This window comes from Vallitalea pronyensis, from assembly GCF_018141445.1.
GTDB lineage: Bacteria > Bacillota > Clostridia > Lachnospirales > Vallitaleaceae > Vallitalea > Vallitalea pronyensis.
Map to the genome: position 1 here is coordinate 3,020,853 of NZ_CP058649.1, position 13,790 is coordinate 3,034,642.

Genomic DNA, 13,790 nt, shown 5'->3' on the forward strand with positions numbered 1-13,790 from the left:
AACTTTATGATTATGATAAATTAATCTATAGGTTTATAAAAAAATTTGATATAATAAAGATGGATATAGATGGATAAAGTTTCATCATGTCAATTCATGTAATCGTACAGGGGGACACATGTCGTATACATCTATGGAAAAAACTTGTATGATTAATGATACATGTTAATTTGGCATCAAATAACGATGCATATAATACATACTCAACTATGATATGAGGCGCTTAATAAGAACAGGCTTCTATTATGTTCAATAGGTATGGCGTTATAGAATAAAGGAGGATTATCATATGATCAATAGAGTAATATGGATTATATTAGACAGCGTAGGCATGGGAGAATTACCTGACGCAGCAAAATTTGGTGATGTAGGAAGTCATACCATAGGAAATATTGCTAAAGAATATGGGCTAGATATACCTAACATGCGCAAACTAGGTTTAGCCAATATAGAAGGCATGATTAATCTTGAACAAGTAAAACAACCAAAGGGTGTTTATGGTAGGGTTGCTGAACTGTCTAATGGAAAAGACACCACAATAGGCCACTGGGAAATGGTAGGCATTTATTCACCAGTAGCATTTCCAACATATCCAGATGGATTTCCATCAGAAATAACAGATCAGTTTGAAGCATTTGTAGGTAAGAAAATATTAGCGAACAAGCCAGCATCTGGTACAGCTATAATCGAAGAACTTGGCAAAGAACATATGGAAACAGGACGCCCCATTGTCTATACGTCAGCAGATAGTGTATTCCAAATTGCAGCACATGAGGATATTATATCCATTGAAAAGTTATATGAAATGTGTCGTCAAGCTAGGGATATGTTAACAGGAGAGCATGCTGTTGCACGGGTTATTGCACGTCCTTTTAAAGGTGAACCAGGTTCCTTTTATCGGACAGCAAATAGAAGAGATTTTTCTTTAACGCCACCAGAAGCGACAGTACTGGATAACATGAAAGCACATGGTCTAGATGTAATCGGTGTCGGTAAAATAGAAGATATTTTCTCAGGAAAAGGTATTACAGAAGCTATTCATACGAAGGATAATATGGATGGGGTAGATGGCACAATTGCTTATATGAAGAAAGATAACAAAGGATTAATTTTTACCAACCTAGTGGAATTTGATTCTAAATGGGGACATCGAAATGATGTGGAAGGTTATGCAAAGGGGCTTGAAGCATTTGATGCAAGATTACCTGAAATCATTGAAAACATGAAGGATACGGATATTCTCATCATTAATGCGGACCATGGTTGCGATCCAACGATGCCAGGGTCCGATCATTCAAGGGAATACGTACCATTATTAGCTTATGGTAAACCACTAAAAGAAAACGTAGACCTTAAGACAAGAAAAACATTTGCAGATATCGGTCAAACAATCAGCGACATATTTAATCTTGAAGCACTCAAAATAGGTGAGAGTTTCTTAAAAGAAATGAAGAAATAATAGGATGAAGTCATAGAAGGGATGTATGTAGAATGAGGATGTACGACATTATTGAACATAAGAAGTTAGGTGAAGTGCTGTCAGAAGAAGAGATTAATTATTTTGTTGAGCACTATACAGATGGTAAAATACCTGATTATCAAGTGGCGGCATTACTAATGGCTATTTATTTCCAAGGTATGAACGATAAAGAAACACTAGCGTTGACCATGGCAATGGCTAAAAGTGGTGATATGCTTGACCTGTCTGAGATAAAAGGTACGAAAGTAGATAAACATAGTACAGGTGGTGTAGGGGATAAGACAACACTCATTATTGCTCCCATGGTTGCAGCCCTTGATATCCCAGTAGCGAAAATGTCAGGACGAGGTCTTGGCCATACAGGTGGCACCATTGACAAATTGGAAGCATTTGATGGATTTGATACGAAGGTTGAAGAACAGACATTTATAGATAATGTAAATAATCTAAAGATTGCTATTGCTGGGCAAACGGCTAATCTAGCTCCAGCAGATAAAAAATTATATGCCCTTCGAGATGTAACAGCTACCGTTGATAACATGTCCCTAATTGCCAGTAGTATTATGAGTAAAAAAATTGCTTCTGGTGCAAATGCCATTGTATTAGATGTTAAAACAGGCAGTGGTGCTTTTATGAAAAAAGAAAAGGATGCTGTAAAATTAGCTGAGGAAATGGTTGCTATTGGAACAGGTCTTGGTCGTGATACCATAGCCATAATTTCTGACATGGATCAACCCCTTGGCAGGGCTGTTGGTAATAGCTTGGAAGTGATCGAAGCCATTGAAACATTAAAAGGAAATGGCCCAGAGGATCTGGTGGAACTTTGCTTAACTCTAGGCAGTTATATGGTTAAAGCATCAGGCCGTACTGAAACAGCTGAAGAGGGCAGACGCCTATTGGAAGAAACCATAAGCACAGGTACCGCACTTGAAAAGTTAAGAATCCTTGTTGAAGCCCAAGGTGGTAATAAAGATTTTGTAGATCAGACAGATTTATTTAAAAAAGCAAATTTCGTTGAAGCCATTAAAGCGCCCAAGTCAGGTTATGTATCTCATATTGAAGCCGATGAAATAGGTGTTGCAACATTAATTCTTGGTGGGGGACGGGAGACAAAAGAGAGTATTATTGACCTAAGTGTTGGGTTTGTGTTGGATAAAAAGCGTGGTGATAAAGTAGAAGAAGGGGATACCCTTGCTTACATGCATGGTAACGATAAAGAGAAAATGCAAGTGGCAAAAGAACGTGTGTTAGCAGCCTATGATATTTCAGATAAGAAGCCAGAAGCCTCCTCTTTTATTAAGAAAATTATTACCAAAGATCAATAAAACAAATGATATAAACCATGGTTAATGTTAAAATATCCGGCTGTTTCTATCCTATATAGATGAAAGAATTACCAGAGAAATTTAAGGATAAATTTCTTCAAAAAGCTTACTCTAATAGTAAGAATTAACTTATTTTTAGTAATTTCATGATGACAATTGAGTTTTTATCTAGTACAATATGTAAGTTGAAATGAATCTGTTACATATTGGAAAATGGATAGCTTATATGGTCCACGTTATTGCTATTGGTTATATATCTTAGGATGATTTGTCATAGAAGGAGTGAGCAGTGAATGAAGAAAAGGTTGTTTTGTTATGTACTGAGTCTAACCTTATTATTAAGCAATGGTCTGTACGCAACTGTTTATGCAGGTGAAGATGCCAAAACGGCTCCAACTGCCAATTTAGAACTAAAAGCTAAATCAGCATTACTGATGGAACCAACAACAGGTAAAATAATTTATGAACTCAATGCACATGAAAAGTTACGGCCAGCAAGTATTACGAAAATCATGACGTTGTTACTTTTATATGAAGCTGTAGAAAGCGGTAAAATTAAGTGGGATGAAGATGTCTTGGTAAGCGAACATGCTTCAGGCTTTGGTGGTTCAACTGTTTTCTTAGAAACGGGTGAAATACAGCCTGTGAAGGAGCTAGCAAAAAGCATAGCCGTTGCATCAGGCAATGATGCTGCAGTAGCAATGGCAGAGCATATCGCTGGTAGTGAAGAAGCTTTTGTCCAGATGATGAACAATAAAGCAAAAGAACTTGGTATGGAAAATACCAATTTTGTTAATGCATGTGGTCTGGATGCTGATGGTCATGTGACAAGTGCTTATGATGTAGCGCTTATGTCCAGAGAACTCATCAATAAATACCCCCAGGTATATGATTTTACTAAAATCTGGATGGATACATTGGTGCATCAGAGAAAAAATGGTGAAGAAGTCAGTGAATTGGTTAATACTAATAAACTGTTAAAATGGTACCCTGAATATGCAACTGGCTTAAAAACAGGCTCCACTAGCCTTGCAAAATTCTGTTTATCTGGAACAGCACGAAAAAATGATCTTGACCTTATTGCCGTTATCATGGCAGCACCTGACCCAAAAGCTCGTTTCCAAGAAACCATTAAGCTATTAGAATATGGCTTTGCTAACACCAAATTATACAAAGACCCAATTAAAGGTAAATCTTTAGGGAATATACCTGTTAATCGTGGTACATCGGATCAGTTAGATGGTATTGCTATGGAGGATTTTAGTTGTATTTTAGATAATAATAGCGGTATGGAAGTAACCCATGATGTTGAGCTGCTTGAAAGTATTGATGCACCCGTAAAAGCTGGAGATAAACTAGGTGAGGTTATCTATAAAGCTGGAGATGAAGTCGTGGGGCGTATTGATCTCGTTGCGGATAAAGATGTACCGAAAGCAACATTTAGGTACTATATTGGTAAACTATTAAAGATGTTCTTTCAATAAATGAAATAGTGTTGCATGATGGATGTTAAAGGTGTGTTTTACATTAAGCTGTGAAACACACTTTTATTATACTATTAACTAAATGTACAATAAATGGTTTATGCATAACACTTATGGTATTTGTATGTTATAATAGATGCTATCAAATCAAGGAGGTATTGAATGATGGAGAAAAGAGTACTTGGAAAAACAGGTGTGGAAGTAAGTCTATTGGGATTTGGTGGTTTTCATCTGTGTGAGATACCTTACGGAGAAGCAGAATATCTTCTTAATCAATATCTGGACCAAGGTGGCAACTATATTGAAACTGCTCCAAGCTATGGAAATGGTGAATCAGAAATAAAAATAGGAAAAGCAGTTTCTCATAGAAGAAAAGAATACATCTTAGCTACAAAGGCCCATGATCGTGATTATGAAGGATGTAAGAAAACCATCAATCAAAGTTTAGCTAATTTACAAACCGATTATGTGGATATTTTATTGATGCATGCTATAGACTCCACAGAAACATTGAAAAGAATATTAGCAGAGGACGGAGCAATAAAAGCAGCTGAAGAAGCAAAAAAAGAAGGAAAAGTTAAGCACATTGGACTATCCATGCATGGGCACCCAGAAAGTTTAATTACGGCACTTCATACATACCCTTTTGAAGTCGTCATGACAACGATTAACTATTTTGATGTATGTAATTTCCCAGATATTCTTGGAAAACTTCTGCCTTTAGCCAAAGAAAAAAATGTTGGTGTCATTATAATGAAACCCTTAGCAGATGGTTATCTTTATAAACATGTTGAACAAGCTTTTACATATGCCTTTAACCAAGATGTCTCCATTGTAGTGACAGGTATGAATACAAGGGACATGTTAGACATTGATTTTGGTTATGCCAACAACTATAAGCAAATGACAGATGACGCTATTGAAAACCTCATGCAGAGAGCTGAAGAGTTAGGTAATTATGTTTGTCGGCAGTGTGGAAAATGTCTGCCATGTCAAGAAAACATCAATATTCCGTATGTGTTTTTCTTAGAAGCATTATACGACCGTCAGATGGTGGATGGTACATTTGGAAGTGCAGCAGACTATGCATTAAAAGAGCGATTGAAGCATTGGTTTGGTACCAAAGAAAAAGCCATTGAATTGTATCAGAAAATAGGGGTCAGTGCAAAAGCATGTACCCAATGTGGTGAATGTCTAAATAAATGTCCCTATCATATTGATATCATTAAGAAATTAAAAAATATAGATTATAAATTGGATTATACGTATGGTAAAATCATGGTTTAACCATTGAGTCAATTTATAAACTTAAACAATATTATAATAATTGTTTGGATACATTAAAATCATTCTTGCTTCATGCAAGAATGATTTTAATGTTAAACGAGCCCTTAAAAGAAATGGTTTGTTATTCAATATCTTCCCATATTTCCACTAATTGTATCTCATTGGATTTCATGGAACACTCTAGATGTAATGTATCTTTTGCAGGAATACTGGCAACATGCAGTTTCATGCGTTCTTTGCTCATAAGAAAACGCATATCCTCTTGATCCATATGTTGAGGCGCACCCATATTCATCCAATGGGTAAAGATGCATCCATTGTCTTCATTAAGAACATACGTACGTACTTTATAGTGACTATGATTTAACTTAAGCCCTGCGTAGACAATGGTGGTTAATCGGCTCATCACCTGTTGTTTGTAGGTACTGTAAGTCATGGTATTGTCTGGATCAATGAGTATATGATCCAGCTGTTGGTGGTAATAATACAACAATATATAGTAGCGATCATGATTCTTAACGGCTATATAATAATCACCTTGACTAATTACATCCCCATCAAGTTTGCTTAAGAGATAATAAACGTTATAGAAAGCTTTTTTTAAACCATTATACGTTAATAAACCATACGCCCCATGAAAAGGCTTAGTAGGGGTAGGATGATCCATAAATGGTATAATGAGTGTCGTATGACGGTGGTTGGATAGATATTGCTTAATATAATAACTACCAATAAAGCATGTGTCATTGAGTTCATTGGCTGGGTAGATAAGGTGGCAATACAACTGCAAGTGACGTAGATTCAACTGTGTCAGCAATCCTGACACGGTATTTTTACGAGTGTCATAATCCTTAGCTTCTATTTCTAAAGTCACGAAAGACAAATGAGGAACCATCAACTGGTTGAATAGATCAGGTAACAATCCTTCATCCTGAGCATGTAAAGTAATACCCAGCTTAAGGGCAGAATGGTGTTGGGAGACTTTCTTAAGAAAGTGTATGTGTTGACCCATATCTTGAAGCGTTTCACAAACCAGTTCAAATTTCCATAGGCTAACTTTTTGGATGCCGTACTTGTGCACACAATGTTGAATGAACTTTTCTGTTAATAAAAACCATTGCTGTATAGAACCGTACTGTTCATCATAAGCAAGGGTAAGAAAAGGGTGGGTCCCCAATGCCATAAATGTATCCAGAATCTGGTCAATATAAAACCAATGTGGTTCTTGTGAATCATAAGACATGACCATATGGGTAAATGCGTTAAAGCGAATATAATCAATCTTTATCTCTGATACAATCTCATGAAGCTTTTGACCCATGACTATATTGAATCCCATGGGTGGAAGGTTGAGCTGAATCACCTTTTCTTTTTTTATAGGTGTTGTATCCTTTTGCAGCATATTAAGATTCAAGTAATAGACTTGGTTCAAATTACCTGATAAAAAGTCTTTGGCATGGTGTTGTATATAATTATGAAGAATGTAACGTCCGTTATTAGAGATATAGGACACTTTCTTTTTAGGGGACAATTCGTTTAAGTATTTTTTCCGAAAAGCGCTAGGCGTATCGTTATACGTTTCTTTGAATAATTTGTTGTAGGCTTTCACACTTGAGAAGCCGTGGTCCAGAGCGATATCAATAATCATCTTATTGGAATTAAGGAGATCATTCATGGACATATTCAGGCGAAACAGGTTCAAATATTTATTAAAGCCTATACCTACTCGGTTTTTAAAAAACTTAGAAAGGTAATGGATGCTAATATATTCTTGATCAGCTATTTGACTGAGTGTCAATTTTTTATTATAATTTTTATTAATCTTTTCAATGATGGATATGAGGCGTTGTTGTGACCGGTCATTTAATTGCCGGTCATATACCATGGTTTTTTTAAAATTTCTAAGAAGCAGTTCTACCAGTGCTAAGGACTGTTTGAGTAATTTTATTTGATAGGTATTTTCTTTATTCAACCGGTACCACATCATCATAACTAAATTTTCTTTTATGGTACTATAGGTATTAGGATCTTTACTAAGCATGGTTGAATTCATATGGAAGATAATTTCTGTAAAACCATTATAATATTTTTGATAGAAATAAGGGTCAAGTTGGAATACTAATATAACAATATTCTCTTCCATAGGTGTAATTTCGTGCATTTCATAACTGTTAATAAGAATAATGTTATCTTCATTGACCATATAACTTGTATCTCTTATTTTAACCCGAATGGCACCTTGTAAAACAAAGAGAATTTCAATTTCCTTGTGCCAGTTCATAGGATATACCCGGTTGCTTTCATGTAAGAATATACTAAAAGGTAAGTTACCGCTATGCTTGATGATTTCAAATTTTGTATTCATATACGACCATCCTTGTTTTTTATTAATGAAAAGGTTGCTTGTTGGTGGCTTTTCTTAAAAGTCCAATATACCTTGATATTTTATCTGGTGCAGTTACATGTTCACGTGTCTCTTTTATAGTAGCTAATCATCATAGGGTTGTCAATGTGATGTAGAGCAAAAAAGTTACTTTGGAAGGTATAAAATTTGTCTTAGCCTATCCATTTAAATAAAGTTGACAAAAAAAGAAGCCTATTTTGCCAAAAGTAGCACCGATAAAAAATCTAAATAATGGTAAGCTTATATCGTGAATACATATAAATAATTAATAGCTATTTATGTTAGACTAACATTTTTACACTTCATTTAATTGTTCAATATATTTATTTTTAGTTTAATAAGTTGTTGTTTTAATGAATCATTATGGCAAATTATTAAACGGTTATGTGGACTTCTATTAGTTATGTATATGAAGAAAGGACAGGTATTTCATATGGGCAATTCAAGGATATTGGTGATTAATCCAGGGTCAACATCAACAAAAATTGGGGTGTTTGATGGTGAACAACTGGTATTTGAAAAAACATTGCGTCATCAAGCAAGCAAGTTAGAAACCTTTGATACCATACTGGATCAGTATGAATTTCGAAAAGAAGCTGTTATAGAAGCTTTAAAAGCACATCATATAGAACTTTCCAGCCTAAGAAGTATTGTAGGTAGAGGCGGACTGCTTGGACCTGTTGAAGGCGGCACGTATAAGTTAGATGATCATATAGTTGATACATTGAAAGAATGGGCCATAAAAGGTCATGCATCCAACATCGCTGGCATTATGGCGAAAGAATTAGCTGATGAGCAAGGTATTCCTTCTTTTATTGTTGATCCGCCTTGTGTGGATGAAATGGAAGACATTGCACGAATTACAGGGCTTGAGGGCACAACACGCATGAGTTTATTTCATGCCCTTAATCAAAAAGCTGTGGCAAGAAGAGCTGCTAAGCGTCTAGGTAAGGCTTATGAAGATTGTAATTTTATTGTTGCTCATGTTGGTGGCGGTGTATCCGTTGGTGCTCATCAAAAGGGCAGAGTGATTGATGTGAATAATGCACTTGATGGTGATGGTCCTTTTTCGCCTGAACGTGCTGGTGAAGTACCAGCAGGTGAAATTGTTCGATTATGTTTTTCTGGAAAGTACACCCAGAAACAAATTAAAAAAATGCTAATGGGTAAAGGAGGTCTTGTTAGCTACCTTGGTGTTAATGACGCACGTATTGTTGAAGATAGGATTAAACAGGGGGATAAGAAAGCAGCCCTTATCTATGATGCAATGATCTATCAGGTAGCTAAGGCCATAGGAGCTATGTCAACGGTCTTGAAAGGTGAATATGACCAGATTATTTTTACAGGCGGCGTTGCTCATTCAGATTTATTCACAAGACAATTAAAAGAGCGTGTAAGCTTTTTAGGTAATCTTGTTGTGTATCCTGGAGAGGATGAGTTAATGGCGTTAGCAGAAGGCGCTCTTCGCGTTCTTAATGGAGAAGAGGAAGCTAAGATCTATAAATAAGGAGAATCGATAATGATACGTAATTTTGATGATTTAATGGCTTTAGCTAAAAATAAAGAACCTCGCATACTATCCGTAGCAGTTGCACAAGATGAGGATGTTCTAACGGCGGTGAAAATAGCTACAGATGAAGGTATTGTTAAGCCTATTCTTGTGGGGGATGAGAAAAAAATTAGAGAGATTACAGATGCTATGGGTTGGACAGTTAGTCCTGATAGGATTATCCATATAGAAGATGTAACTGAAGCTTGTGCTGTGGCAGTTAAGCAAGTGACAGAAGGAAAAGCAGACATATTAATGAAGGGATTAGTGGATACGTCCATTATTTTAAAGGCGGTGCTAAACAAAGAAGCCAATTTGAGAACAGGTAATGTCCTGAGCCATGTGGGGGTGCTGGATATTCCTACATATGAACGTTTACTGCTGGTAACTGATGCGGCTATGAATATTGCACCAGATCTTGAGACAAAAAAACAGATTATACAGAATGCTGTAACAGTAGCTCATAGCATGAGCATAGAAATACCCAAAGTTGCTGTTATATGTGCCAAGGAGAAGGTCAATCCTAAGATGCAGGCTACTGTTGATGCTGAAGCATTAGTAGACATGTACAACAAGGATGATATAACAGGTTGTATAGTAGGTGGTCCTTTTGCCCTTGATAATGCAGTATCTCCTGAGGCAGCTAAGCTGAAAGGGATTCAACACCCAGTTGCAGGTTATGCAGATGTGCTGATGGTACCTACCATTGAATCAGGCAACATCTTATATAAAGCCTTAGCTTTTCTAGGGGGAGCGGAAGCGGCTGGCTTACTAGTAGGTGCGAAAGTGCCAATTATCGTAACATCACGTGCAGATAGTGAAAAATCCAAGTTGAATTCAATAGCATTGGCCATGTTAATGGCTTCACCGAATACATGCAGTATCAGTTGTGATTAAGCACTGCCAAGAGTATTCTCATTAGTCTTCACTTTTACGAAGTAAAGGTAGTATAATGCCACCTTTACTTTGTAAATTTGACACTTAAAAAGCTAATTGCAGATGTGAGTTACCTCCTAATCCATTATGGAGATACAAGTTTCGTTACATTATTTTCTATTTGCTTCATGGCCAATGATTTTTTATAGATGTCTATATCATCACATTCTGTTACGGCACCACCTGATAGTACAAAAACTCTGTCTGCAAAACTCAGGTTGCTTATCTTATGTGTTATCATAAAGACAATCTTGTCTTTTGAAATACGTTTCATAGCATGAAGAATTGACTGTTCTGTGACCTCATCCAAGTCAGCTGTGGCCTCGTCAAGTATAATGATTTTAGGATCAAATAATATGGCTCTAGCAATGGCAATACGCTTTTTCTGACCACCAGACAGCTTGGTTCCTCTTTCTCCAACAATGGTATCATACCCTTCTGGTAGAGACATAATGAAATCATGTGCATTAGCCATTATTGCTGCGCTTATAATTTGATTCATAGAAACCTGTTGTCGACCCAGCACAATATTACTTTTTATACTTGCGTTAAAAAGAAAAGTATCTTGTGTAATCACTGCAATATGTTTTCTTAAGGAATCGATCTTAATGTCTTTCAAGTTTATCCCATCTAAAAATATATCACCTTCTACAGGATCATAAAATCTTGGAATAAGCCGTATAAATGACGTCTTACCTTGGCCACTTTCGCCTACAATAGCATTCAATGAGCCTGATTCAAATGTTAAATTAACATTTTTTAATATATTTTTATCGGCACTATAACAGAAGTCAACATTTTTCCATACCATGTTACCTTGTATTGTATGCATTTCCACTGCATGCTCACTATCTTTTATTTCCGGTTCTAAATCTAATATGTCAAAAACTCTTTTGGCGGCTGGAAAGGATATTCTCATATTAATCACAAGATTAAATGTATCAGTCGTATACTCCAATAGAAAATTCACATAATAGGATATGGCTATTAAACCCCCTATGGACATTGTGCCATTTAAAACTTTGTATCCTCCATAGCCCCATAATAATACTAAAGAAAAAATGGATATACTTACAGACGAAAATTCTGACATGGCCTTTTTAATGTTCAGTCGTTTTTTTGTATGCTCTGTTTCAGCAATTTTTTTATAGGTAGCCTCTACATTACTTTTATCAACGTCATATGATTGTATTGTTTCAAAACCTGAAATACCTTCTTGAAGACTTCCCATAAGCTTTTCCTGTTTTTCAATGACCTGATAGCTCATATTATATACAGTTGTCGTAAATAATTTGAAAAAAATAATAAAAAGAGGGAAGAATACAAAACACATGAATGCTATATTATGATTGAACCTAAATATAATAGTCATAATAATGACGATCATTAATAAATTCTTAAAGAGATTAAGAAATTTTTCGATTAACAGATGTTCCAATGAATCAACATCATTGATAATCCTAGCTACTAAGCTACCAGTTTGTTTAGATGCATAATAGCTTAAAGACATTTTTTGCAGATGTCCATAAATATCCATGCGTATTTTTGAAAAAACTTTTGTTCGAATACTGGATGTTACAATGGTATGTAGCAAATCAAATAATTCCCTTAGCAAAGTTAATAATACTAAGAAACCAAGATTCCAAAGTAAAACGTTAAGATTTTTATTCATGATGCCTATATCTACAAGATTTTGATACATCAAAGGTAAAATAACGGTTGTTGCTGTGGCAACCATAATGATGAACAGTGAATAAACGGTTTCTTTCCCACATATCCTGAGATATTTTATCATCTTTCGTAATACAAACACATTAAAACACCTCTCTAATAAAACATGATTGATAATAGAATCTACATAACTTTGCTTAAAACGGTTCTTTCATCATCTTCCAATGATGCATAAATATATAAGACTTTTTTCAATATTAAACGATTGAAATAGCATTGCATGTCCCAGATACTATTTGTATCATTATGTGCTTTATGGGAGCCATAATAACACGTTCCACCACACAAATATTTTGCCCAGCATTCTAGACATTTGCCTGAATCTCTTATGAATACCATGTGATTACTAAGAAATTCTCGTCTCCTGTCGTTATCAAATGGCTGACTGATATTATTCCATTTATACTGTTCTATTCCACCCAGCCTTCTACAAGGATAAATATCACCGTTAATATTAATGGAATAAATAGATTTTCCTGCAGAACAAGGAAAATATCTTGGCCCCTTTCGACTACCATAATTAATGGCATAGAGTGCATCTAAAAATGTTGTTATGCGTAACAGTTTTTTTTGATGCATATTGGCAATAAAATAATCAACAAGTGTATTAATATTTTTTGCTAAAGTTGCTTTGGCTTCTTCTATATCGTTAATGTCATGTTCCAGTGGGAACTGCAAACTTATTTCTTTAATACCTAAATTACATAATTGTTCATATAAAATACGTAAATCTGTTTCAAAATAGGGGATAACGATGGATGCTTTAACGGTTAAATAGTCACATATATTTTGTATACAATCACTATCCATCACTAAATCATCATAACTTGTACATTTTTTTTCTCCAATATTAATGGTAATTTCGAAATCATTTTCAATGAGAAAATCCCGTATAGTGTTATCATAGGATATATCTTCGTTAACAATAACAGAATAATAAAAGGTAATATTTTCATAATCCTGTTGAATATTCTTTAAGCGTTTTACAACTTCTTGTATGGTGTAAAAATCTTCCGTATTTTGAACGGAGGAAAAACAGATATTCAATATATCCGTATGTGTGAATGTGGAAATAAAGTATGCTATACCTTCTTGGAATGTATGTAGATCAATTGGATTGCTCTTACTTGTATCTGCTATATGAGTTTGACAAGAAGAACAGGCAGTATGATCTCTGATCATAATTTCTATGGTATCTACTTCTGCATCATTTGTTAAATAAGGAAAATCCACTTTGATAAAGGGGTCATCAAACAAATATGCGTAAGTTTCAGCATCAACTTCATCAGCATGATTAACTGATTTTTTAATAAAAGAATTATATTCTAATACTAATCCACTATATCCAGAGTATATGAATTCAATATTATTTTTATTTTTAAAGATGTAAAAATGTTTATCTAATGTATCCATAGGTCTTCCTCCTTATAGAATATGACTTTTAGAATGACAAAACTCGAAAATCGATACTTCTACTGCTGTTTTTAATAGTGGTATTTCATACATAGAATAAGAATAATATGGCATGATAATCATACAGTTTAATCTAATGGGTTCATGTTATATGTGATTGAACAAAATTATTAATTTATAT

Annotated in this window: 9 protein-coding genes; 6 read left to right on the forward strand and 3 right to left on the reverse strand. The window is 35.0% G+C overall.

Annotated elements, in window-relative coordinates; all coding sequences use genetic code 11:
- The first annotated feature begins 292 nt into the window (after window positions 1-292).
- The 4 genes from HZI73_RS12620 (at window position 293) to HZI73_RS12635 (ending at window position 5,576) form a co-directional block, all read left to right on the forward strand.
- Window positions 293-1,459, forward strand: a complete 1,167-nt coding sequence (locus tag HZI73_RS12620) for a phosphopentomutase (protein WP_334300234.1) — start codon at window positions 293-295, stop codon at window positions 1,457-1,459.
- Between the two features lie 32 nt (window positions 1,460-1,491).
- Window positions 1,492-2,805: a pyrimidine-nucleoside phosphorylase gene (locus tag HZI73_RS12625; protein ID WP_212698579.1), complete on the forward strand. Its 1,314-nt coding sequence runs from the start codon at window positions 1,492-1,494 to the stop codon at window positions 2,803-2,805.
- Between the two features lie 293 nt (window positions 2,806-3,098).
- Entirely contained in the window at window positions 3,099-4,289 is a 1,191-nt protein-coding gene (locus tag HZI73_RS12630; protein WP_212698580.1) for a D-alanyl-D-alanine carboxypeptidase family protein, read from the forward strand.
- Between the two features lie 162 nt (window positions 4,290-4,451).
- Window positions 4,452-5,576: an aldo/keto reductase gene (locus HZI73_RS12635; protein ID WP_246552492.1), complete on the forward strand. Its 1,125-nt coding sequence runs from the start codon at window positions 4,452-4,454 to the stop codon at window positions 5,574-5,576.
- 121 nt (window positions 5,577-5,697) lie between these two features.
- Here HZI73_RS12635 and HZI73_RS12640 read toward each other — a convergent pair whose 3' ends face one another.
- Complete coding sequence (locus HZI73_RS12640; RefSeq protein WP_212698581.1) at window positions 5,698-7,941, reverse strand: helix-turn-helix domain-containing protein; 2,244 nt, start codon at window positions 7,939-7,941, stop codon at window positions 5,698-5,700.
- A gap of 448 nt (window positions 7,942-8,389) precedes the next feature.
- Here HZI73_RS12640 and buk point away from each other — a divergent pair, with 448 nt between their 5' ends.
- Together buk and HZI73_RS12650 are read left to right on the forward strand one after the other, a co-directional pair.
- Complete coding sequence (gene buk, locus HZI73_RS12645) at window positions 8,390-9,487, forward strand: butyrate kinase (protein WP_246552494.1); 1,098 nt, start codon at window positions 8,390-8,392, stop codon at window positions 9,485-9,487.
- Window positions 9,488-9,499: 12 nt separating this feature from the next.
- Complete coding sequence (locus HZI73_RS12650) at window positions 9,500-10,426, forward strand: phosphate butyryltransferase (RefSeq protein WP_212698582.1); 927 nt, start codon at window positions 9,500-9,502, stop codon at window positions 10,424-10,426.
- A gap of 124 nt (window positions 10,427-10,550) precedes the next feature.
- On the opposite strand, the gene HZI73_RS12655 is transcribed toward HZI73_RS12650, so the two are convergent.
- Window positions 10,551-12,260, reverse strand: coding sequence for an ABC transporter ATP-binding protein (locus HZI73_RS12655; RefSeq protein ID WP_212698583.1), 1,710 nt, complete (start codon window positions 12,258-12,260; stop codon window positions 10,551-10,553).
- 59 nt (window positions 12,261-12,319) lie between these two features.
- Window positions 12,320-13,609 (reverse strand): SPASM domain-containing protein, encoded by a 1,290-nt coding sequence (locus tag HZI73_RS12660; protein ID WP_212698584.1) that lies wholly within the window; start codon window positions 13,607-13,609, stop codon window positions 12,320-12,322.
- Between the last annotated feature and the right edge of the window lie 181 nt (window positions 13,610-13,790).

Excerpts from the sequence above, each read along its gene's own strand:
- HZI73_RS12625 (WP_212698579.1), top strand. The coding sequence starts at position 1,492 with ATGAGGATGTACGACATTATTGAACATAAGAAGTTAGGTGAAGTGCTG.
- HZI73_RS12630 (WP_212698580.1), top strand. The coding sequence starts at position 3,099 with ATGAAGAAAAGGTTGTTTTGTTATGTACTGAGTCTAACCTTATTATTA.
- HZI73_RS12635 (WP_246552492.1), top strand. The coding sequence starts at position 4,452 with ATGATGGAGAAAAGAGTACTTGGAAAAACAGGTGTGGAAGTAAGTCTA.
- HZI73_RS12640 (WP_212698581.1), bottom strand. The coding sequence starts at position 7,941 with ATGAATACAAAATTTGAAATCATCAAGCATAGCGGTAACTTACCTTTT.
- buk (WP_246552494.1), top strand. The coding sequence starts at position 8,390 with ATGAAGAAAGGACAGGTATTTCATATGGGCAATTCAAGGATATTGGTG.
- HZI73_RS12650 (WP_212698582.1), top strand. The coding sequence starts at position 9,500 with ATGATACGTAATTTTGATGATTTAATGGCTTTAGCTAAAAATAAAGAA.
- HZI73_RS12655 (WP_212698583.1), bottom strand. The coding sequence starts at position 12,260 with ATGATAAAATATCTCAGGATATGTGGGAAAGAAACCGTTTATTCACTG.
- HZI73_RS12660 (WP_212698584.1), bottom strand. The coding sequence starts at position 13,609 with ATGGATACATTAGATAAACATTTTTACATCTTTAAAAATAAAAATAAT.